Below are 21,325 nucleotides of genomic sequence, written 5' to 3' on the forward strand. Positions count from 1 at the left end.
GACTACGAACTTGTCCGCGTGCAAATAAGTGAAGGACCTTTCAGTCCATGGCAAATGGGTCTGTCATGTTTTCCATAAATGAGCATGAGCTCACGTATCTGGGTACTTGGCGGTTCGGAGTCGACTCGCCACGCTACGGGCGGATGGTGCTATTATCCATAGTGCTAAACGAAAGCGATAAGAACCAATTAGCAGAAACCGCGAAGCAGCAATCTGCTGCGATGGAAGTTCATTCGATGGTAACGACTTTTCCAAGCCTCGCTGAAAGCAAAGCACGGCTGTACGAAGTCATGTCCTATCCCCGGGTTCCTCCGTATTTCCAGAATCATCAATGGTAGACATGGCACGAGGCACCGTCCGGAACTCCATGCTGGCTATCGCAATGGCTTCGGCAGTCTTAATATCTGGTTGCAGCGCCTTTCCTAAGGACAACCAGTCCATAACAGTCACACGTACTCAAATGCATATGGGTACATTGGTGACCATTACAGCCGCGGCGCCCACCGAATCGGTGGCATTGGCCGCGTCTACGGAAGGATTTTCCGAGATACACAGACTAGATGTGTTATTGAGCACTTGGATAAGTTCGAGCGAACTCTCCGCTGTAAATGCTGCTGCCGGAAAAGCACCTGTACGAGTTAGTTCGGATACGTTGCAGATCGTCAAACTGGCCTTGCGGGTAGCCGAATTGACGGACGGCGCATTCAACATTGCGATAGGTCCGGCTGTCGACTTGTGGAATGTGATGGAAAGGCAGGACGTTCCCACGGTGGAGGAGTTGGAGCACGTGAGAGATCAAATAGTGCTCAGCGGGGTGCGGATAGATAATGCCGAACGGACCATTTTTCTGGAACGGGCCGGGATGAGGATTGATGTCGGAGGGATAGCGAAGGGATACGCCGCGGATCGGGCTGTGATGCGAATGAAAAAGGCTGGGGCGACCGGTGGAATTGTTGCGCTCTCAGGAGATATTAAGGCGTTCGGTCGATTGCCCAAGGAGAAAAGGGCCACGGTCGGTATTCAACACCCACGAATGCCCGAAGAGCTGCTTCTTGTAATAGATTTGGATGATGAAGCGATTTCGACAGCAGGAGATTATGAGCGGTATTTTGAACGGGATGGAGTCCGATATCATCATATCCTTGATCCCGCAACACTTCAGCCTGCCAAGGAATGCCAAAGTGTCTCAATTATCGCGAAGGAAGGCGTCTGGGCTGACGGTCTCGATACGGGAATATTTGTGCTTGGCCCTGAACGCGGGATGCGCCTGATCGAAAGACTCGGCGACGTGCAGGCTATCATCGTCGATCGGGAGGGGAAAGTGCATATGTCCGCTGAACTTCGAAAGCGGGTCCGCCTGCATCTGGGAGAGGAAGAACAACCGTGGCAACAGGATACGGTGCTACGACGGCGTTAGGATCGCAGCACTTCAAGGCTGACTTGGTGAAAACCCAACCCGCGTACGTCATCGACGACGTTGACGAAGCGCTCTAGCACTGTAATCCTGTCCGCCCGAACGAGGACGAGAGATTCCCGAGAATGGCTGATCAATTGGACCTTCAGACCTTCCTGCGATACCGGCTGGTCATTAAGGAACAAACTACCGTCGGAGGAGAGCGTAATGACAAGCGGGACATCCTTCCGCTCTCCCGATTCTTTCGCTTTTGCCAGGTCGACCGGAATATGTCCCGTTGTGATGAATGTGGCGGTCGTCATGACGATGACGAGCAGGACCAGCATCACATCCACGAGGGGGATGACGTTAATCTGATCAATTTCACGTTCCATGCTGCACCTTGTACAGCGTGACGAGTTCAGAGACCCGCCGGCGCAACAGGTTATTCATGACTACGCAGGGGATAGCCACCAGCAGTCCCACGGCTGTGGCTTTGAGCGCCAGGCTCAAGCCGATCATAATGGTATTGACCGCCATCTGACCGGTCGTTCCCATCGTATGAAACGTCAGCATGATCCCAAGAACGGTTCCGAGTAAACCGATGTAGGGGGCATTGGAAGCTACTGTACCAATGATGACGAGCCGCCTCGTCAGCGCAATCTCGAATACCTGTTGATTGGGATATTGCTTGAGATCGACTCGGCGATAGAAAAGCCAGCGCTCAACGGCTACCGCGACGCACCAGATACTCAGCAGAAAGAGGAGGCCAATCACTCCGTAGTCCACCGCATGCTTTAGAAAGTCCATCAGTTGCGCCTTCCAGGGAGTTGAACTTGAAAATAGTTATCAACTTGTCGAGGCGTAAGCTAACAAAGTTCAGAATCCTGTGTCAACCAACCTGATCAGCCATCATAGGCTTAACTTTCCCCTGGACTTGCGTGTACTTGCAGGCGTCCCGGTCAAACACCAGACAGGTACTGAATTCCATGGCGTCAGTGGCGACAGTGGGAGCAGAGTCCGTAGAGCTCGAGTCGATGTGTTTGGATCGTAAAGCCGTTTTTCGCCGCGACCTCTTCCTGAAGTCGTTCAATTTCACAATTTTCGAATTCAATGATCTTTCCGCACCCCGTGCAAATCAGATGATCGTGATGCCCCTTGTGCGAGATATTGTCGTATTGAGTTTGTGAGCCGAAATGCCGGGCCTGTGCAAGACCGGCGTCGCAAAAGAGGTTTAGGGTTCGGTAGATAGTCGCCAATCCGAGGTGGGGATCGGTCTTTGCCAGTTGGTGGTACATGGCCTCGGCTGTAATGTGCTCCTGCCGTAGGAATGCGCTCAGAATGAGCTCTCGCTGGCGTGTAAACTTCAATTGATGTCTCGCCAAGTGTTCCTTGAGCGCATCCATTTCTTTCGGGCTCTTTCCTGATGCCATAACGGACATACCTCCACGGACCGAGTATTAAAAACGAAATCATGAGCTTGGTCAAGGGGGTTGCAATTGACGACTCGACGGCCGCTGTCTATAGTCGTGGCCGGTTTTGCAGCGGACAAGGAATAGATGTCATGCGTCAGCCCCATCAGATTACAGTAGACCGTGCTCTGTTGCTGCTCGTATTGCAATGCGCGGAGCCCCATGGCCTCCTCAGCGATGTGAAGCTTCAGCAACTCTGCTTCCTGTGTGAACTGCAAATGTTCGGGAAGGGGTTTAAGGGATTTCATTTTGAGTTTTTCCGCTTTGCGTATGGGGCGTTCAGCAAGGATTTGGACAACGATCTGACGTCACTCCGAAGGCGGGAACGGGTGGAAAACTTTACGCTCACGGAACAAGCCCAGGAAGTGCTCTCACTATTGGAAAAGTCCGTTGCAGGTGTGGAAACGAACGAAAAGATCGTTGAAATCCTCAAGGCGGTGGTTGCCACCTATGGCGGTCATGACAGTGGAGCCATTACTAATTCGGTCGAGTCCGTGGAGTTGAGTACTCCGCAGGATCCCGAGTTCAAGATCCCGATTCGGGACATCGTATTCCATACGACGCTGCTTGTGCCGTCTAGGATTGAGGTGAAGAACGAGTTTCAGCTTCCGCCGGCCCTCCTGCCCAAAATCAATCATGCGATGGGATATTAGCCCGACTGGCAGGTGGAAAATCTTGGCAAGGGGCTTCTGCCTGTCTCGTAGAGAGCGCGCCGCGTTCAATGGGTTAGCTTCACTCCTCAAATTCGGTAGAGCTCGCCGTATTTTCGTTCGATGTATTGAAGATAGGGCTCCGGTGTCAGGCTCACGCCTGTAACCCGTTGCGCCAGTCGCTCAGGGGTGAACATGCGTCCCCACCGGTGGATTTTTTGGCCCAGCCACTGCCGCAGGATCAGCAATTGTCCCGCTGCAATTTCGTCTTCCAGGTGGGGAATTTCCATGCGTGCCTGGTCATAAAACTGCACGGCATAGAGATTGCCGAGGGTGTAGGTGGGGAAATAGCCGAATGCGCCCAAGGACCAATGGACGTCTTGGAGCACGCCTTGGGAATCGGTTGGCGGAACGATACCCAGGTATTCCTTCATCTTCTGGTTCCAGAGTTCAGGGAGTTCCTGGGCTTTGACGCGGCCTTCGATCAACTCTTGCTCGATTTCGAAGCGCACCATGATGTGAAGGTTGTACGTCAATTCGTCGGCCTCCACTCGGATGTAAGAGGGCTTAACCCGATTGACGGCAGCGTAGAAATGATCCAGGTCGATGGACCGTAATTGGTGATGAAACGTCTGTTGCAGGACCGGATAGAAGAACCGCCAGAATGCCTTGGAGCGCCCGACGCAGTTTTCCCACATGCGGGACTGGCTTTCATGAATCCCGAGCGAAACGGAGTCTCCCAGCGGGGTTCCATAGTGGGTCGGGTCGAGACCCTGATCGTACAGTCCGTGCCCGCCCTCATGGATGCAGCTGAACAAGCATGAGGTGACGTCATGTTCATGGACTCTGGTAGTGACACGCACATCGGTGGGGTGAAACGATGTGGTGAACGGATGAGCCGACAGATCAAGCCGACCTTTCTCGAAATCGTATCCCATGGCGATGAGGACCAAGCGACCGAATTCGAGCTGTCTCGCCGTATCATAGGCGTGAAACAGGATACTGTCGTCGATTTGCACCGGACTGTTCTGGATTTTTCGAAGAAGGGGAACAAGTCTCGCTTTCAGTTGCGCGAACAACGGTCGCAATCCGGCAATCGTTGTCCCCGGCTCATAGTAATCCAGCAACGCATCGTACGGAGAGCCCGCATAGCCCAAGTATTGAGCCTCTTCACGCTTCAGGTTCAGGACCGTTTCAAGGTTGGGGAGGAAATCGACGAAGGCATTTCCTTCCCGTGCTTCCGCCCAAACTTGTTGAGCGAGAGAACATTCTCTACTGAGCTTGACGACGAAATCCGAAGGGAGTTTTCGGGCCCGGTTGAAGTCTCTCCACACCTCACGGAGAAGAGATTGCGCGGACTCGTCCCATAGTTCGCCGTCTTGATCAAGAGGGTAGCCCGTTGTGAGGTCGACGGCGGCGCCCAGGAGTTTCTCGGTCTCATCCTCGACGAACTCCTTGTGAGCGATCCCCTGGAGCGTCGCGATCTGTTCGGCACGGGCGGTGCCCCCGCCTGCGGGCATGTTGGTTTCCTGATCCCAGGACAGCACGGACGCGGCGCTGTTGATGCGCTGAATCTCTCGCAATCGATCGATGAGGTTCTCCAGGGTTGCCAGTGTCTTCACGTCATGTATCTCCCTCGTGATGCAGCATGATAAGATCCTCCCTGCGAGGCCGCGTATAGTGTACGCTCGATCGTACTATTTTAAAACCGCCAAGGGTTGTCGTCATGAACCAACTTGTTGCCGCTGAGATCGAAACATATTCCGAAGCCCATTCCATCCCCGAGTCGGCGGTCTGCCGGGCCCTCAGAGAAGAGACGCAGCGCACGATGGAGCATCCACAGATGCTGGTGGGGCCCCTTGAAGGTGCATTTCTGAAGATGATGATTCGTCTCGTCGGAGCAACGCGCGTACTGGAAATTGGCATGTTCACCGGCTATAGCGCCCTCTGTCTTGCCGAGGCGCTTCCACCGGATGGCACCGTGCTGACATGCGAAATTGATGAAGGGCCGGCCAAACTCGCGCGCCGGTATTTTTCGAGGTCGCCGGACGGAGGAAAGATCTCCGTGCGGATGGGGCCGGCGATCGACACGATGCGTGATCTTACCGGACCATTCGACCTGATTTTTATCGACGCGGACAAGACAAACTACGTCCGGTACTACCAGCGTGCATTTGAACTGATCGCGCCCGGAGGGGTGATTTTGGTGGACAATGTTCTTTGGAACGGCGATGTGTTGACGCAGCCCGCACCCGATGAGAAAACGGCCGCCATCCAGGAGTTGAATCGAATCGTCGCGGCTGATCCCAGTGTGTCGGGGGTCCTTTTGCCTATTCGTGACGGTGTGTTCGTCATCCGGCCGAAATGAGGATCGGAACTCGCAACTCCCTCCTGACTTGCTCTTACGTCATCCGCCTGGCCAGGTGCTTGCCAATTCGATGTACCTCGGCTAAGAACTCAGCTTGAGGCCGACAATCCCCGCCACGATGAACGCGATGCTGAGCAACCGCATCAGATCGCTGGATTCGTCGAACAGCACCATCCCCATGATGGCCGTGCCTGCAGCCCCTATTCCAGTCCAAACCGCATAGCCGGTTCCAATAGGAATGGTTCTCAGGGCAATGGCAAGACACCATAGGCTGACAATCATGGCCAGCGCCGTCCAGATGCTCGGCCATAGCCTGGTGAAGCCCTCCGTATACTTCATGCCGACGGCCCACGTGATTTCAAAGCACCCGGCAATGATGAGATAGACCCATGCCATGACAGTTTTCCTCCATCAATGCAGGCGGGGCCTACGAGGCGTGAACTCGACGTGGACTCATGCGCCGTTGCCCTGTCCTTCTACGCCGTAACGCGGGAGTGCACCGGCGTGCAAGGAAGATGTTTGGCCGTCCACGACTTCTTGAGACGTGACGGCTTCGCCGGGCCGCGGCGCGTGGCCGGCATCTCCTCCGGCACGCCCTTCGACCCACCGATACAGAACGGGAAGCACGATCAGGGTCAACAAGGTTGAACTGACCAATCCACCGATCACGACGATCGCCAAGGGCCGTTGAACTTCCGAGCCGATTCCCCGCGCGAATGCCAAAGGGGCCAAGCCGAGCAAGGCGACCAGCGCGGTCATCAGCACCGGTCGAAGGCGGAGCACGCTTCCCGTGAAAACGGCGTCATCCAAACTATGGCCCTCGTCACGAAGCTTGTTCATGCAGGACACGAGGACGATGCCGTTCAGGACGGCCACGCCGAACAGATTGATGAATCCGACGGAGGCCGGCACGCTGAGATACTCACCCGTCAGCCAGAGTGCGACCACGCCGCCAATCAGGGCAAACGGCAGATTCAGAATAATCAGGGTTGCTTGGCGCAGCGAATTGAAGGTGGAATACAGCAGCAGAAAAATCAGCCCGATCGTCATCGGAACGATGACGCGCAGTTTGGCCATGGCGCGCTCCATGTTCTCGAACGAACCGCCCCAGGCCACCAGATAACCGGGGGGGAGCGACACACCCGCGGCAATCTTCTGTTGGGCCTCCGAAACCAGGCTGCCGATGTCCCGGCCCAGTGTATTGAAGCCGATCGACACATAGCGTTGCAGGCGTTCGCGGCTGATACGCCCTGGCCCTTCTTCCAGCCTCACGGTGCCGAGGTCGACCAGCGGGATCAATGCACCCGCTCCGTCGGTCAATAGAATATTACTGATCCGTTCCACGCTGTCCCGATACTGCTCCGGAAACCGCACGAACAGATCAAACCATTGTTGGCCTTCGTACACCTTGGTCGCCGCACGCCCGCCGATGGCCGTCGTGATGATCTCCCGTACGTCCGAGACGTTGATGCCGTGCCGGGCGATCTTGCTCCGGTCGATGTCGATCGTGAGGTACGGCTGCCCGAACAATTGTTCCACTTTGATGTCACTGACGCCGCGGACCGTCCCCAATACGCCGGCGATTTCGTCCGCTTTGCTCCGCAGGACCTCCAAATCGTCGCCAAACAGCTTGACGGTCGCTTCCGTCCGCACCCCCGAAATCAATTCATCCACCCGCTGTTGGATGGGTTGGCTGATCAGGAACGTTGCGCCGGGGATCCGTGTCAACCGCTCCCGGAACTTCTGCATCAATTCGGGCATCGTCCGAGCCGTGGTCCATTGATCCAGCGGACGCAATCTGACCACCGGATCGCTCTCATTGGGCTCTTGAGGATCATTGCCCAATTCGGTCCGGCCGATCTTCGAGACCACCTTCTCGACTTCCGGAAACTCCATCAAGGCTTGCTGCATGCGTTTCTCGATCTCGATGGAGGCCGGCAGCGACACGCTTGGCAGACGAATCGTCTGGGGCGCGACGCTGCCCTCATTCATGATCGGGATGAACTCGCTGCCGAGGAACGGGAATAATGCCAGGCCGCAGACCAAGGATCCGACGGCTGCGATCATGACGGTTTTACTGCGTCCCAGCGCCCATCGGAGCGCGGGGGCGTACAGACGTTTGATCTGCCTGACGATCCACGGATCCTCTTCGCTGCCGCTTTTCAACATCAGCGAACACAAGGCCGGTGAGAGCGTCAGAGACAACAAGAGCGAAATCAACAGGGCGATCATGATGGTGTAGGCCAACGGCTTGAACATCTTCCCTTCCATCCCGTGGAGCGAAAGTACGGGAAGGAAGACCAGAATAATGATGAGAATACCGAACACCACCGGCTGGCCGACTTCTTTCACCGCCATCGTCAGCAGTTCCCGTCTGGGTATCGCGGCGGAGGAATGGTCCGAAAGATGGCGATAGACGTTTTCCACCACGACGACGGATCCGTCCACGATCATGCCGATGGCGATAGCCAATCCCCCCAGGGACATGAGGTTAGCCGTCAGGCCGACCTGGCCCATGACGATGAATGTGGCCAAGGGCGCCAAGACGAGCGTGCTGACGACAATGAACGCGCTCCGGATGTTGCCCAGAAAAAGAAACAGAATAATGACGACGAGCACGACGCCTTCCGCGAGGGATTTGTAGACCGTGCTCAACGCGGCCGTGATCAGTTCGATCCGGTCGTAAAAAGGAACGATCCGCAGCCCATCCGGCAGGAGATTGCGCGCGTGGATGTCGTCGATGCGCGCCTTGATGCCTTCGACCACGTCTCGGGCATTTCCGCCCCGGAGCATCAGGACGATGCCGCTCACCACCTCCCGCTCTCCGTTCAACACCGTCGCGCCGTGCCGCACCGCATGATCGACGAGCACTTGCGCGACGTCTCCGATGAAAACCGGCGTGCCGCCTTTCTCTTTCACGACGATCCGCTCGATATCCTCGATGGAGCGAATGAGTCCTACGCCTCGGACGATATATTTTTCCGCGTGTTTTTCCAGGATATTGCCGCCCGCGTTCGCATTGTTGCTGGCGATCGCGTCGAAGACCTCGCGTAGCGTGAGGTTGTATTTCCGCAGCATGGCCGGCTCGACGAGGACCTGGTACTGCTTGACGTACCCGCCCATCGAGTTGACGTCGATGACCTCCGGCGTGCTTTTCAGCAACGGCCGGATGATCCAGTCCTGCATGGTTCGCTGATCGATCAGATTCTGATGGCGCTCCTCTTCACTCTGGATATGCCTATGAGGAGGCTCTTCGATGTAATACTGAAAGACCTCGCCCAGACCCGTACTGTTCGGCACCAGCATGGGTTCAGTGCCGAGCGGCAACATCTCTTCGACTTCGATCAGCCGTTCGAGAACGAGCTGTCTGGCGAGGTTGATGTCCAGACTGTCGTCGAACACGATGGTGATGAGAGACAATCCCACCTTCGTCAACGACCGCATTTCAGTCAGAGACGGGAGACCCGTCAATTGCAGCTCGATGGGATAGGTGACCAACCGTTCGACTTCGGCGGGGGAAAGTCCCGGAGCTTTGGTGACCACCTGCACGAGGACGCTGGTGACGTCCGGAAACGCATCGATGGGGATGGTCCTGAACGCATAGATGCCCGCGATTCCCGTCACGATCGAGAAGATCACGATGAGGAGGCGTTGGCGGAGGGAAATGTCGAGAAGCCGAGCGACCATCAGACCTGCTTCTTGAGGAGCTCGGACTTCAGGACGAACGCGCCTTGCGTGACGACCGGGTCGCCCTCGCTCAGGCCGCTGAGAATGGTGGTCAGCGCGCCGTTGGATTCGCCGATCTGGACGTCCCGCGCTTCGTACTCGTTCTCGCTGCGCCGCACGAAGACGAACGTCCGATCATGGTCCCGCTGCAAGGCGGATTCGGGCAATGCCAATCTGTCCGGTTGCGGTTCCGAATACAGGCGAATCGTCGCAAACATCTCGGGCTTCAACCGCCCTTCGGGATTGGGCAATTCGAGCCGAAGCTGCATGGTGCGGGTGGCGGGATCCAGCACGTCACCGACGTAGGTGATCGTGCCTTTGAAGACCTCATTCGGATACGCGTTGACGCGCACGTCTGCATGTGTGCCACCCGATGCATGCACCACATGCACGAAGGGAATATCCTTCTCCGGAATGTTCGCACGGACCCATACTTCCGAGAGGTCGGCGACCACAAACAACTTCTCGGTCGTTTCGACGACTTCCCCCCGCGTCAGATTCCGCCCGATGATCCGACCCGCGAACGGAGCGACGATCGGAACATGGGAGCGAATGGTTCTCGTCTGGTCGAGACGGCGAAATTCTCCGTCGTTCATGCCCAGCAGTTTGAGGTGGTCGCGGGCTTCGTTGGCTTCCGCCTGCATGCTGAGCAGTTCGGCCTTGCGGCGCTGGGCCTCGGCTTCGCCGATCACTTTCTCCTGTAAGAGGAACTTCGCCCGGGCATAGGCCTGCTCGGCCACGTGGAGCTTGGCTTGTGATTTCAGATAAGCGGATTGAGCCAGCCCCAGTTCGCTGCTGTACAGGATGGCGAGCAGCGCATTGGCTTCGACTTGCTGGCCCAAGTCGGCGTAGACGTCGACGACGCGACCTCGAACGAGTGTGGTGATGTCGGCCACGGCCCGCTGATTGGGCTGCACGATGGCCGGGAAATCGCGATGAGTTCGAAATTCGCTGCGGGAGACCTGTTGGACGATGAGACCGACCCGCGACGAATCCTCCGGGGACAGAACGACGACTCCGGCGGCCGGGGCGACGACCGGTTTCAACCTCACCGCGTCGCTGGGCGTGCTGTCGCAACCGGTGGATGCAGCGGCCAGGCTGGCGAGGACCCAGCCAAGCAGAAGAAAACGGCCATGCCTGGGTTGAATGCACATGTCAGCCCGTTGCCTCGATCTCATCGCTATCATAGCGCTCCGCCGACGGCCCGCTCAAGCCGGGCTAGGGAAACGGAGAGCTCATATCGGACTTGGGCATAGTCCATCTGGATTTGGCGTTGGACACGCTGGGCATCGAAGACTTCCAAGAGACTGGACGCTCCCTGTTGAAAGCTGAACTGAGCGAGCCGGAGCGCTTCCTGCGCTTGCTTCAGCAAGCCTTTGTCGAATACGTCAATCAGCTCAGCCGTCGTTCTGGCGTCCTGATAGTGCTGGTGCACCGCCCGGGCCAGTTCGTTGCGGGCGCGCAACAATTCAGCCTCTTCCCGGCGTTTGGTGCCCAGTGAGGCGGCAATTTCTCCTTGGCGTCGATACCATACGGGGACCGGGATAGACAGGCCGCCCTGGACGGCCTCGCGGCCGATTTCGCGCCAGTAGCTTCCGTTGACGGTCACATTGGGTACTCTCGACTGGCGTTCGAATTCAATCCGCCAGTCCGATTGCTCGACGGATTGCAGCAGGCGCCGAATCGTCGGATGCTCCTGAACCATTTTGGCCATCAGCGCATCGATACGCAATTCTCTGGGCATGTTGAGAAAATCGCCTTGAACGACATACGAGGTCCCGAGCCCGCCGCCCGTGAAGGTGTCCACGATCACCCGATTGACCCTCACGACATTTTCGGCGCGGACGAGGAGCTGCTTGGCCTTCAGGATTTCCACTTCGGCTTTGATCAATTCAAATTGGGGCGCTTCCCCCGATTTGACCCTGGCCTTGACGATCCTGCCGACCCCTTCGACGATTTCAAGGTTCTGCTGGGCCAGCGCGGCGTCCTGTTGAGCGAGCAGGAGATCATAAAATGCCACTTTCACCTGCGCGGCCAGGTTCAACCGGGTCTCGGACATGCCCGCGTTCGCCGTCGCCAGCCCGGCATCGGCGACTCGTTTGCGGGCGGAACGCATGGCCGGCCACTCCACCGGCTGTCCGAGAATGAAGTTGTATTCGAAGATGGATTCACGGTTCAGGGAGTCGCGAATATCGGCGCGTCCGGTGTCACGAATTTCACCGTATCCCGCGTTCCCCATGACGGTCGGATTGGGATAGGCACCCGCCGCCGTCTGCTGGCCGCGTTGGTGCTCGATGTCCCCCTCGGCGGAAGACACGACGGGATTTCTGGCAAGCGCCATCTCGATGATGGTGCCGAGCTGATAGGTCGAAGTTCCTGCCGGTTCCACCGCCTGGGAGCGAGTGGTCACGGCGCCGATCTGAAGCGCCGCGGTGAGGAAGATGAGCGAGGAAAGCCGTTGGTGCGTCATAAATCGTCCTTTTCGATCGGGTGGTCGTCTCGGGGCTATTCGAGTTCGGCCCGACGAGGCAAGCTGTCCGCCACGCGCGTTCGTAATCTGATCCGGAGAAATTCAGGCGCTGCCTGCGCACGTTCCGTTCACTCCTGGAATACACTTAAACACTTGCGTCGAAACAACTCGGAATCAAAGGGTTTGACGATATACTCCTTTGCTCCGGCATTCATGGCCTGTCGCAGATCGGCCACGTGCAGAGAATCGGCCATGACGATGACTGGAATGGTTGGGAATCGGGCGCGTACCTCTCGAAGCACCGCGGACCCATTGAGGCCCGGCAGAAACAGCTCGACGAGGAGCCCGTGAAACGGGTTGGTATGCTGATCGACCGTGAGGCGCGAGAGTCCGGCGTTCCCGTCGGATTCAACGGTGACCTGAAAGCCGAGGGCGCTCAATCGATCGTGCAGGATGCCTCGAACGTCATCGTCGCCGTCGATCACCAGGATGCGTCGCGAAAGCGATGTCGGTGTCACTCGGCAGGCCTGCAAAGATAACGCATCAATGTTCACCACCACTCACCATTCCGGATGCAAGGCGTACACGCGGGGTCTCGACCATGACTTGACGGATGTCGCGCAGCCTCAGGTTCCCATTGCATCGGGTACGATGCCGCATGGCATTCGGGGAACGTGCTGTCCGAGGACGTCAGACGTGCTGTATCACGAAGCGGAGTGACCGATCGCATCGCACCGAACGAGAGTCTAGCAGGTGGTACGCAAGGACCCGGAGAGGAACGTTACGGGCGCATGTGGGAGAAACTACCGGTTTCAGCGGGAAGAACTACGGGAAAGCCCGTGACATTCGACTCATGAGCTGGCGACCAGACCGTGCGCGACGGCGTATTTCACCAAGTCGGCGGTCGTGTGCAAATCCAGCAGTTCCATGATCTTGGCTTTGTGAAATTCGACGGTTCGATGGGACACCTTGAGCTGTGCGGCGATCTCCTTGGCCGAGAATCCTTCCGCTACGAGTTGAAGGATTTCGCGCTGCCTCATGGTGAGGTCGTCCGCTACCGCGATACGGGGCTGGCCGGGAGTCAGGAATGAGCTGATCACGTCTTTGGTGACCAGGGGGGTCACGTAATAATTGCCTCCCATCACGCATTGAATGGCCTGGACCAATTCCTTTCCCGCGGATCGCTTGAGGAGGTAACCGGAGGCGCCGGCCTTGAATGCCTCGCTGATGTACGCGGTATCCGCATGCATGGTGACGAAGATGAGTTTCACCTCCGGAAGCAGCCGCTTCAGTTTCTTGGCCGCGTCGATGCCGTTCAGACGCGGCATCGCAATATCGAGCAGAATCAGATCGGGGCGGATCTGTTCCGCGGCTTCGACGAGGGCGCGTCCGTCCTCGACGGTGCCGGCAAGATCGCAATGATCTTCCAACAGCTTCTTGAACCCCTCGAGAACGAGGGTATGGTCGTCAGCCAGCAGGATTCGAGGTTTCTTCATCGGCGGTAACTCCTGGAAGGGGGACGAGCACGGAAATCCGTGTGCCCTGACCGGTTTGCGAGTGAATCTCCATTCGACCCTGTATGGCGCGGACCCGCTCGCGCATGTTGATCAACCCCAACCCGCGTCGATGACGATGTTGGGCGGGGTCGAACCCTTTCCCATTGTCCTGGATGGATAGCGTAACCGCAGAGCCGTCGCAGGTCAATTCAAGCTCGACGCGCGAAGCCGTGGCGTGTCGGGAGACGTTTGCGAGGCTTTCTTGAGTGATCCGGTACAGGCAGGAGGCGACATCACGAGGGAAGGGTTGTGTCAGTTCCTCCTGGACCACGATGGTCTTGACGCCGGTCCTTGCAGAAAACTCATCCGTCAGCTGTGTGAGGGCGGCCGGAAGACCCAAATCGTCCAAAATCGACGAGTGGAACTGGTACGCGATGCGCCGGACGTCGTCGGAGATGGTCGCCAGACGCTGGGCCAACGACTGAATGGCCTGTCGGGACTGCTCGCCGGACAGTGCCGGCTCCGTTTCCATGTTGCCCAGTTCGATGGCCAGAATGGCCAGCCGTTGATTGATATCGTCATGCAGTTCGCGCGAGATTCGCCGGCGCTCCTCTTCCTGCGCGGTCATCAATTGCGCCGTCAGCGACTGCAGCTGTTGTTCGGTCTGCTGGCGGTCCGTGATATCCCGCAGAATCACCGTAAAGGTCGTCTTTTCGGCGATGGTCAGCTTGGAAATGCTGGCCTCGGCGGGAAATTCCCGTCCGTCTTTCCTCAAGCCAAACACCTCCCGCCGTTCGGCCATCGGACGCGCGGACTCGGGACCAAACGCGAAAGCCTGGACGTTCGACGGATGATGGATCCGGTAGCGGGCGGGCAGCAGCAGTTCGACCGGCCGCCCAAGGACTTCCTCCGGGCTGTACCCGAACAACCGCGATGCTCCTTGATTGAAGAGCGAGATGGATCGGTCCTCCTCGATCAAAATGATCGCATCTTGGGCGATATCCAGAATCCCGGCCAGACGCCCCTCCGAGAGCCGAAAAGCCTGTTCGGTCTGCATGCGTTCGGTCACCTCCGACACCAACGCCTCATTGACACCGGCGAGTTGCCTGGTCCGTTCGACCACCTTCTCCTCGAGTCGCTCATTGGCTTTCTGCAGCGCGGCCTCCGCCTGCCGGCGCTTCAGGGCGAACCACACCACGACCCAGATGATGATGATCGTGAAGGCGCAATTGCCGATGGGAATCCAGAGAGGCAGTTCCGGCGTGCTGGAACTGAGGAATACGGCCAAGACGGTCAGAGCGGTGCTCAGGACGGCGGTAGCCGACATGAGCCATCGGATGCGCGATCCGATCGCGATCACGACGACCAGCGCATAGAGAAAATGGTCGGCGAATCCGAGCGGGGTGAGAATGTCCAGAACGAACAGTCCTGCAATCAGCAACAGGATGGCACCGATTCGCCACCATTCGTTGATCACAGATCGCTCCAAGAAGGCATCATGAATCGTCACCTCGCAGTGGCCAGAGTATGAGCCGTTCCCGCTCGGGTGATCAAGATAGACGCCGACTCACTCGTCTCGATCGCAGGGAAAGTCCTTGACGACCGATGAGAAGGGTTGTATCCCCTTATCCATGTCGAATTCATCCGTCGGACTGGCCTATGGCGCGATCGTATCCGCCGCGGTGCTTTGGGGCGGCTCGATCGTGGCGCAAAAGCTTGCCTTGAGCGGGTTTTCCGCGGTTGAAGCCTCGGTGCTGCGCGATATCGGTGGACTGGTCATTCTGCTGGCTACGTGGTGGTGGCAGGAACGCTCATTGGCCGGCCTGACGACGGCGGATGTCCGCATCCTTTTGGGGCTCGGACTCGGCGTCCTCGGCAATCATCTGTTGATCCTGATGGGGCTCAATTATGTGAGCGGCGCCGTAGCCGGCGTCATCATCGGCTCCGCCCCGGTCGTGACGGCGCTTTTGTCGGCGGTGTTGATTCAAGACGTGCCCTTGCGCCTCGTCTTGGGCGGAAGCCTGGTGTCATGTATGGGGGTCGCGCTGGTCTCCGTGTCGGGTTTTCGGGCGGCGGGCGAACGGCCGCTGCTCGGCAGCGTCCTGGTCTTTCTCGGCGTGATCAGCTGGGCGCTGTATAGCATCGGGAGTCGGGCCATCATGGACAGGGTATCGGCCCTGACTGTGAATTGGACGACGCTCTCGGTTGCGACGGCACTTCAGATTCCGCTCTTGTGGACGGACCGCAAAGTCACCCAGGCTGGCTGGACCTCCGTAGGTGTCCACGATTGGGTGGCGCTCGGCTATCTGATCGTGTTTGCAACCGCGGTCGCGCAGCAGGCGTGGTTGTATGGAGTGAAGGGCATCGGACCGTCCCGCGCGTCCGTGCTGGGGAATCTGACGCCGGTCGCGGCGGTGGCGTTATCCGCGTTGATCCTCGGCGAATCGGTCGGGATGATCGAGGTGGTGGGGATCACCCTGATTCTGACCGGCGTCTGGATGGTCCACCGCCGAATGGAGAGCCATACCGTGGAGAGCTGATTCGCCCTCAGTAGTGGTTTCCAGTATTATGCCAATATTGTAATCGAGCGCAGATCTAAGAGGACATCGTGATCCAGCAGCGAATCGAAGAAGTCACCAAGGCCAACGAACGATTTTACGAAGCCTTCGGCTCGTTGGACATCGCGAAGATGGACGAGGTATGGGCCCATCTGGAGTATGTGACGTGCATCCATCCGGGGTGGACGCTGCGCACTGAATGGCGGGCTGTCCGCGATTCGTGGGTGCTCATTTTCAACAACACATTCTCCATGCAGTTTGATCTCACCGACGTGACCGTGCAGGTGGCCGGTGATATTGCCTGGGTCATCTGCGTCGAGAATATCACCAGTCAGCAGTCGGACGAGCCGCGGCATATGCGTGTACTTGCCACCAACCTGTTCGAGCGCATCGGCGACGAATGGTTGATGACGCATCACCACGGGAGCGCGGTGGTCGAGTAATCGCGCGTGTGTCGGTCAAAGGGCGAACTAGGACTTTTGGCTTGCGGCGGGCGGTTCGACGGCACGGACGGTCTGCCGCCATTCCGCGACGATCGCGTCCCGCTGCTCCATGGTCATGCCGGCATAGGTCAAGAACATCTGAGGCCCTTTGCGCCGGCGCCAGGTGAGATAATGAAGAAAATGTTCCTTGCAGACGTTCTGTGTGCCGGCGGGCGCGTACACCTTCCCTTGGCAGCCTTCGATGATGCAATGAAGTTGGATCACGTCGTTCCTCTTGCGAGCCGGCAGTATGCACGACCGGTGGCCGACTTTTCAACCACCGTGCAGGTGTCATGATGCCGGCGTTCCGATACGGCTCTGTATCCGGCCCCAAGCCTGTGAAGCTTCTGGCGCTGTGTCTCGTGGCCGTTGCGGCTCTGACGTCCTGCACGTCGGCCTCCTCCGAGGTATTCCATTCGGATCGTCCCATTTCCCAGACCACGGCGCCTACGGAGACGCTGCTGCCTGAAGGGTTGGCGGTAGGCGATATGACAAGCCGGTCGGCGGTGCTGTGGCTGCGTACGGATGGCTCGAAAGCCGTGCAGGTCTTATGGGCCCCGCTCGACGATTGGAAGAAGATGGGCGCCATGGCGTCGGTGCGACCGGCGGTGCCCGAAACTCCGGTGCTGGTCACGAGGCCGGAAACCGATTTCACCCTCTCGGTACCGCTGGAACATCTGGCGCCCGCCACGCGCTATCGATACCGTGTTCTCGTCGATTCCGTCGAACAGGCGTCCGGGTCGCTGCGGGGTACTCTGGCGGCAACCGGCGAATTCACCACGTTGCCGGAACCGGAGCAATCCGTGCCGCTCTCCTTTGCATGGAGCGGCGATCTGGGAGGTCAGGATCGGTGCCGGCAAGGGGAGGCAGGCTATCCGATCTTCGACGGGATGGCCGCGCAGCATCCCGATTTCTTCGTCTTTCTCGGCGACACCATCTATGCGGATGGCGTCTGCTCGGCTCCTCCCAACGAACCGGGAGCCGGCTTCGTCGCCACGAATCTTCAGGAATATCGGCTGCGACATCGGTACCAACGCGGGGCCTCGGCGTTACGAAGACTGTTGAGCGGTGTCCCTGTGTATGTGATCTGGGATGATCATGAAGTCAGAGACAATTTTTCCGGCCCGTACGAACCCCGGATGGCCGCGGGCCGTCAGGCGCTCCGGGAATATTGGCCGATCGCGATGCAGGCCGGCGATCCCGATCGCCTGTATCGCAGCGTGCGCTATGGCGCGAACCTCGAACTCTTCATCCTCGATACGCGGCAATATCGCAGCAAGAATGCCGATCCCGACGGGCCGGAGAAGACCATGCTTGGGCCCGCTCAGTTGGCCTGGTTGCTCGATGGGCTGCGGAAGTCTACGGCGACGTGGAAAGCCGTGGTCACGAGCGTTCCTCTTTCGATTCCCAAAGGCGGTGGGGGGGCGGCCCCGGGGTATGACGGGTGGTCTGGCGGACCGGCCGGCGGGTCGGACGGGACCGGTTTTGAACGGGAACGGCAAGTCATCGTCGATCACATCCTTGCTGACCGGATCAAGAACGTCGTATTCCTGGCCGGCGACGTCCACTATGTGCAAGCCAACGGCTATGATCCGGATAATGACGGCCGGATTGATTTTCATGAGTTCGTGTCGGGGCCACTCTCTGCACGATTCGGTCGCATGACGCCGCCGACTCCAAGCCTGCATCCGACCGTCCTGCTCAACGACGGCGGGTACTCCAACTTCGGACTCGTTCGAGTCACCGCCGAGTCGTTCGAGGTCGCGTTTGTCGACGATACCGGTAAGACCCGCTTCTCCCACCGTCTGCAGGCTCACTAACCGGGGACTCTTGCATTCCCGGTCGGCAACCGGGTACGGTAGCCACCTTTGCGGACCGGTGAATGCCCTATCGCGTATTCATGCTATTACAGCTCATTTCGGTGGCCGGGGCGCTGATGGTATTGGCGGCTTACGGGCTCAATCAAAGCGGAGTGTGGCGGGAACTCCATTCCGGCTATCTGACACTGAACATCGTGGGGTCGTTGTTGTTGGGAATCGTCGCCATCGCCGATGGCCGGGCCGGTTTCATCCTCTTGGAGTTTGCCTGGGCCGCTCTGGGGATTCTCGGCGTCATTCGGGCGTTCCGTGCGCGGCAGCACCATCCGTAGAAGAGGTTTGGACAAGAAGGTTTGAACACCATAGGCGCGGGCCGTACGAAGGCTCGCCAAGGAGAACAATCATGGCAGGGCTGATGTCGGCAGACGAAGTTTTCGAGAAAGCACAGGCGGCGGCGGTAGGGGCGACGAACCCCGATGAGAAGGCGTTGCAGATCGATTATCCGGCGCTCAAGGAAAAAATCCACGCCGCATTGGGCGACCGCAAAGTCGCGCTGTGCCACATCAACAGATTTCTGCCGGAAGGATACGAGGACCAAGGACGGTTCAATCTCGTCCTGCTCACGGCCGGCAACGTCGTGTTCGACATCGTCATCGGCGATTCCTATTTCCGTTACGACGTCCTGTCCGTCGGACAGCTCGATAAGGTTCAGGTCATCGACGCGATGTGGGATAATCGCGAAAAGCGCCGCGAAGAGCCGTTCCTCAGTCTGCGCCTCATGCATGCCGAAGAAACGCATCTCCTGCTGGCGCTGGATGAAGACGAGCGCAAGAGCCTGCTGGCATTCGCCAAGGCCGTGTCGGCGGCAAGGAACCCGGAACGCTGAATCGTCGGGACTACCTGTCTGCCACGAGATTGGACCTCACGGCAGCCGTGCGAGGATCGTCTTCATCAGCGATTCGAGCGCCGGGCGCATCGACTCGGCCGGTTTGCCCTGCGGCGCATCGAGCGACAGCACGAGCGTGTGGTTTCCCGACTTCGTGACCAAAACTGCGATGTTGCTTTGGTACTTGTTGGCCGGCTTTGGGTAGAGGAAGTACGCACGCTCGCCGAATCCTGGGGCTGGCGTCTGCGGCTCCTTGTCCATCTTGAAGCTCTTCAGCGTGGACTCCCACGCCTCCCACGATTTGGGGCCCGCATAGACCTTCAGTTCACTTATGCCAATGTTGCACATCCAGCCCCCTTGACCGGCGGGCTCGGCGTCGACAAACGGATCTCGACCGGCGGCATTCTTGACGTCGGCTCTCGTAATCAACGAGCAAGCCTGCAGACCGGCGTTCGGCGCCTTGCGCGTCAGCTCCTGCTCGGCTTGCTGGCGCGGCGTTTGCGCCTTTGCTAGCGCGGGGCACATCCACAGGGGAATCAGCAACATAGCACACGCGAACGATGTAAGCCTGATGTTCATCGCGTCTACTTCGGTCGGATTGCGGGCGGGCAAGATGTGAATGGTCAACGTCATGAAAGATGTACTCACTCGCGCAGTGCGTGGTTTCATCAAGCTGAGGGAGGCAAGTCTAGTGCAAAGTCGCATATGGATCAATTGAGATGGAGCGGATTGCTTTCACGCAGGACTGAAGATAAGAAAGAGTGCAGGTCACGGCGTCTGGAGGGGTGAACGTGTGCGGCATTCGACGATCGATATACGCGTGGGAAAGACTGATCTGGTCATGTCGGACGATGTTCGCTGAGGAAAAGGAGACATGATGAAGCGAGTTGCATGTGCGATCGTACTGCTGGCGGTCGGTCTCGGTCAGCCGGCGTCGGCTCGAGACGTCACAGGCTCACAGGATCACCCAATGCTGACGCGCTATCCCCAATCCGTCATTAAATGGTACGACACCCAGTCGTTCATGCCCTATAAAATCGGCGTCGCAAAGGTCGGCGGATACCGGAAGATCAATGACTGGGTGGAAACCGCAGGCAAGGTGACGCGGATTTACTATGAATTGTCCGGTGAACGCACGCATGCCGACGTGTACTCGAATTATAAGAAGGCGCTGAACGATGCCGGATTCAAATTGATGGCCGACGGGTTTCAGGCGGGCCAGAGCGTTTCTCCGGAGATCGGTTCAAGAAATTGGCTCACGATTTATTATGCCGCAAACACGCTGCCTCCAGGAGCAGGGGTGGAGTTGTTGCACGGGACAGCCACATCCGGCGGCAGTGCGTTTCTCGCAGGGCAGAAGACGCAGGCGGGGACCACAGTCTATGTGGCGATCGCCATCACGCAACAGCGTGCCGACCGGGTGACCTATCTGATCGACGTCATCGAGGCAGGTGAGGCCGAGACAGGTCTGGTCACGATCGATGCGGACGCGATGGGAAAGGACATCGATCAGTACGGCAAGGTGGCGTTGTACGGCCTGTATTTCGACCACGACCAGGCAGTATTGAAACAGGAATCCAAGCCTGCGCTCGCGGAAATCGCAAAATTGTTGAAAGTCCGTCCGAAGCTGAATGTATACGTCGTCGGCCACACCGACTCGACCGGCGCTTTCAGTCACAATCTCAAACTTTCGCAAGACCGCAGCCGCGCGATTGTCGATGCGCTCGTGAAGGAACACGGCATTGCGTCGATCCGGCTGGAACCCCATGGCGTGGCTTCGCTGGTGCCGGTGGCGGCGAACCGCTCCGACGGAGAGCGCGCCAAGAACCGGCGGGTTGAGCTGGTGGAACGGTAGCACGTCATGCGGGTAGTTCCGCCATGGGTCGGGTTGTGCCTCTTGGGCGCGCTAATGGCGGTGTCCTGCAGCGGGAGAAATCCTGAAGAACCCTGTACCTGGCGGGATTCCGGCTTCACCGCGAGGCACGATTGCCGGATGGGCAGTTTTTG

At 58.2% G+C, this 21,325-nt stretch carries 22 protein-coding genes; 9 read left to right on the top strand and 13 right to left on the bottom strand.

The window, feature by feature from the left end:
• Positions 1 to 367: 367 nt before the first annotated feature.
• Positions 368 to 1,417: an FAD:protein FMN transferase gene (locus tag NSJP_RS09300; protein ID WP_172834255.1), complete on the top strand. Its 1,050-nt coding sequence runs from the start codon at positions 368 to 370 to the stop codon at positions 1,415 to 1,417.
• Here the strand turns inward: NSJP_RS09300 and NSJP_RS09305 are convergent.
• The 3 genes from NSJP_RS09305 to NSJP_RS09315 all read right to left on the bottom strand — a co-directional run bounded on the left by NSJP_RS09305 (position 1,414) and on the right by NSJP_RS09315 (position 2,826).
• Positions 1,414 to 1,788, bottom strand: a complete 375-nt coding sequence (locus NSJP_RS09305; RefSeq protein ID WP_080886631.1) for an ExbD/TolR family protein — start codon at positions 1,786 to 1,788, stop codon at positions 1,414 to 1,416. The genes NSJP_RS09300 and NSJP_RS09305 overlap by 4 nt on opposite strands.
• On the bottom strand, positions 1,778 to 2,203 hold the full coding sequence (exbB, locus tag NSJP_RS09310) for a TonB-system energizer ExbB (protein ID WP_080886632.1): 426 nt from the start codon (positions 2,201 to 2,203) through the stop codon (positions 1,778 to 1,780). Before exbB ends, NSJP_RS09305 begins: the two co-directional genes overlap by 11 nt.
• Before the next feature lie 185 nt (positions 2,204 to 2,388).
• Complete coding sequence (locus NSJP_RS09315) at positions 2,389 to 2,826, bottom strand: Fur family transcriptional regulator (protein ID WP_172834256.1); 438 nt, start codon at positions 2,824 to 2,826, stop codon at positions 2,389 to 2,391.
• Positions 2,827 to 2,957: 131 nt separating this feature from the next.
• Here NSJP_RS09315 and NSJP_RS09320 point away from each other — a divergent pair, with 131 nt between their 5' ends.
• On the top strand, positions 2,958 to 3,518 hold the full coding sequence (locus NSJP_RS09320; protein WP_080886634.1) for a hypothetical protein: 561 nt from the start codon (positions 2,958 to 2,960) through the stop codon (positions 3,516 to 3,518).
• Positions 3,519 to 3,604: 86 nt separating this feature from the next.
• Here the strand turns inward: NSJP_RS09320 and NSJP_RS09325 are convergent, their stop codons facing one another.
• Complete coding sequence (locus tag NSJP_RS09325; protein ID WP_080886635.1) at positions 3,605 to 5,137, bottom strand: carboxypeptidase M32; 1,533 nt, start codon at positions 5,135 to 5,137, stop codon at positions 3,605 to 3,607.
• A 104-nt stretch (positions 5,138 to 5,241) separates the two neighbouring features.
• Here NSJP_RS09325 and NSJP_RS09330 point away from each other — a divergent pair, with 104 nt between their 5' ends.
• The gene (locus tag NSJP_RS09330) at positions 5,242 to 5,883 is read left to right on the top strand and encodes an O-methyltransferase (protein ID WP_080886636.1); all 642 of its coding nucleotides are present in this window, start codon (positions 5,242 to 5,244) and stop codon (positions 5,881 to 5,883) included.
• 81 nt (positions 5,884 to 5,964) lie between these two features.
• On the opposite strand, the gene sugE is transcribed toward NSJP_RS09330, so the two are convergent.
• The 7 genes from sugE to NSJP_RS09365 all read right to left on the bottom strand — a co-directional run bounded on the left by sugE (position 5,965) and on the right by NSJP_RS09365 (position 15,052).
• Positions 5,965 to 6,279 carry a quaternary ammonium compound efflux SMR transporter SugE gene (gene sugE / locus NSJP_RS09335; RefSeq protein ID WP_080886637.1) on the bottom strand — a complete coding sequence of 105 codons (315 nt, stop codon included), beginning with the start codon at positions 6,277 to 6,279 and terminating at the stop codon, positions 5,965 to 5,967.
• Between the two features lie 57 nt (positions 6,280 to 6,336).
• Positions 6,337 to 9,570: an efflux RND transporter permease subunit gene (locus NSJP_RS09340; RefSeq protein WP_080886638.1), complete on the bottom strand. Its 3,234-nt coding sequence runs from the start codon at positions 9,568 to 9,570 to the stop codon at positions 6,337 to 6,339.
• On the bottom strand, positions 9,570 to 10,763 hold the full coding sequence (locus NSJP_RS09345; protein WP_172834257.1) for an efflux RND transporter periplasmic adaptor subunit: 1,194 nt from the start codon (positions 10,761 to 10,763) through the stop codon (positions 9,570 to 9,572). Before NSJP_RS09345 ends, NSJP_RS09340 begins: the two co-directional genes overlap by 1 nt.
• Positions 10,764 to 10,792: 29 nt before the next feature.
• Complete coding sequence (locus tag NSJP_RS09350; RefSeq protein ID WP_080886640.1) at positions 10,793 to 12,079, bottom strand: TolC family protein; 1,287 nt, start codon at positions 12,077 to 12,079, stop codon at positions 10,793 to 10,795.
• A 128-nt stretch (positions 12,080 to 12,207) separates the two neighbouring features.
• Positions 12,208 to 12,597, bottom strand: a complete 390-nt coding sequence (locus NSJP_RS09355; RefSeq protein ID WP_172834258.1) for a response regulator — start codon at positions 12,595 to 12,597, stop codon at positions 12,208 to 12,210.
• A 333-nt stretch (positions 12,598 to 12,930) separates the two neighbouring features.
• On the bottom strand, positions 12,931 to 13,575 hold the full coding sequence (locus NSJP_RS09360; protein ID WP_080886642.1) for a response regulator: 645 nt from the start codon (positions 13,573 to 13,575) through the stop codon (positions 12,931 to 12,933).
• Complete coding sequence (locus tag NSJP_RS09365; protein ID WP_155970029.1) at positions 13,547 to 15,052, bottom strand: PAS domain-containing sensor histidine kinase; 1,506 nt, start codon at positions 15,050 to 15,052, stop codon at positions 13,547 to 13,549. Before NSJP_RS09365 ends, NSJP_RS09360 begins: the two co-directional genes overlap by 29 nt.
• Before the next feature lie 154 nt (positions 15,053 to 15,206).
• Between NSJP_RS09365 and NSJP_RS09370 the strand changes: the two genes are divergently transcribed.
• The gene (locus tag NSJP_RS09370) at positions 15,207 to 16,115 is read left to right on the top strand and encodes a DMT family transporter (RefSeq protein WP_080886644.1); all 909 of its coding nucleotides are present in this window, start codon (positions 15,207 to 15,209) and stop codon (positions 16,113 to 16,115) included.
• A 68-nt stretch (positions 16,116 to 16,183) separates the two neighbouring features.
• Positions 16,184 to 16,576: a nuclear transport factor 2 family protein gene (locus NSJP_RS09375; protein ID WP_080886645.1), complete on the top strand. Its 393-nt coding sequence runs from the start codon at positions 16,184 to 16,186 to the stop codon at positions 16,574 to 16,576.
• Between the two features lie 27 nt (positions 16,577 to 16,603).
• On the opposite strand, the gene NSJP_RS09380 is transcribed toward NSJP_RS09375, so the two are convergent.
• Complete coding sequence (locus tag NSJP_RS09380; protein ID WP_080886646.1) at positions 16,604 to 16,840, bottom strand: hypothetical protein; 237 nt, start codon at positions 16,838 to 16,840, stop codon at positions 16,604 to 16,606.
• 68 nt (positions 16,841 to 16,908) lie between these two features.
• On the opposite strand from NSJP_RS09380, the gene NSJP_RS09385 reads away from it, so the two are divergent.
• The 3 genes from NSJP_RS09385 (at position 16,909) to NSJP_RS09395 (ending at position 19,318) form a co-directional block, all read left to right on the top strand.
• Positions 16,909 to 18,435, top strand: coding sequence for an alkaline phosphatase D family protein (locus NSJP_RS09385; protein ID WP_080886647.1), 1,527 nt, complete (start codon positions 16,909 to 16,911; stop codon positions 18,433 to 18,435).
• A gap of 62 nt (positions 18,436 to 18,497) precedes the next feature.
• Positions 18,498 to 18,764, top strand: coding sequence for a CBU_0592 family membrane protein (locus NSJP_RS09390; RefSeq protein WP_080886648.1), 267 nt, complete (start codon positions 18,498 to 18,500; stop codon positions 18,762 to 18,764).
• 71 nt (positions 18,765 to 18,835) lie between these two features.
• Positions 18,836 to 19,318, top strand: a complete 483-nt coding sequence (locus NSJP_RS09395; RefSeq protein WP_080886649.1) for a hypothetical protein — start codon at positions 18,836 to 18,838, stop codon at positions 19,316 to 19,318.
• Positions 19,319 to 19,354: 36 nt separating this feature from the next.
• On the opposite strand, the gene NSJP_RS09400 is transcribed toward NSJP_RS09395, so the two are convergent.
• Positions 19,355 to 19,951, bottom strand: coding sequence for a hypothetical protein (locus NSJP_RS09400; RefSeq protein WP_080886650.1), 597 nt, complete (start codon positions 19,949 to 19,951; stop codon positions 19,355 to 19,357).
• A gap of 241 nt (positions 19,952 to 20,192) precedes the next feature.
• Here NSJP_RS09400 and NSJP_RS09405 point away from each other — a divergent pair, with 241 nt between their 5' ends.
• A complete protein-coding gene (locus NSJP_RS09405; RefSeq protein WP_080886651.1) occupies positions 20,193 to 21,173 on the top strand; it encodes an OmpA family protein in 981 nt (326 codons plus the stop codon).
• Positions 21,174 to 21,325 lie beyond the last annotated feature (152 nt).

The sequence above is a fragment of the Nitrospira japonica genome (genome assembly GCF_900169565.1).
GTDB classification, from domain to species: Bacteria; Nitrospirota; Nitrospiria; order Nitrospirales; family Nitrospiraceae; genus Nitrospira_C; species Nitrospira_C japonica_A.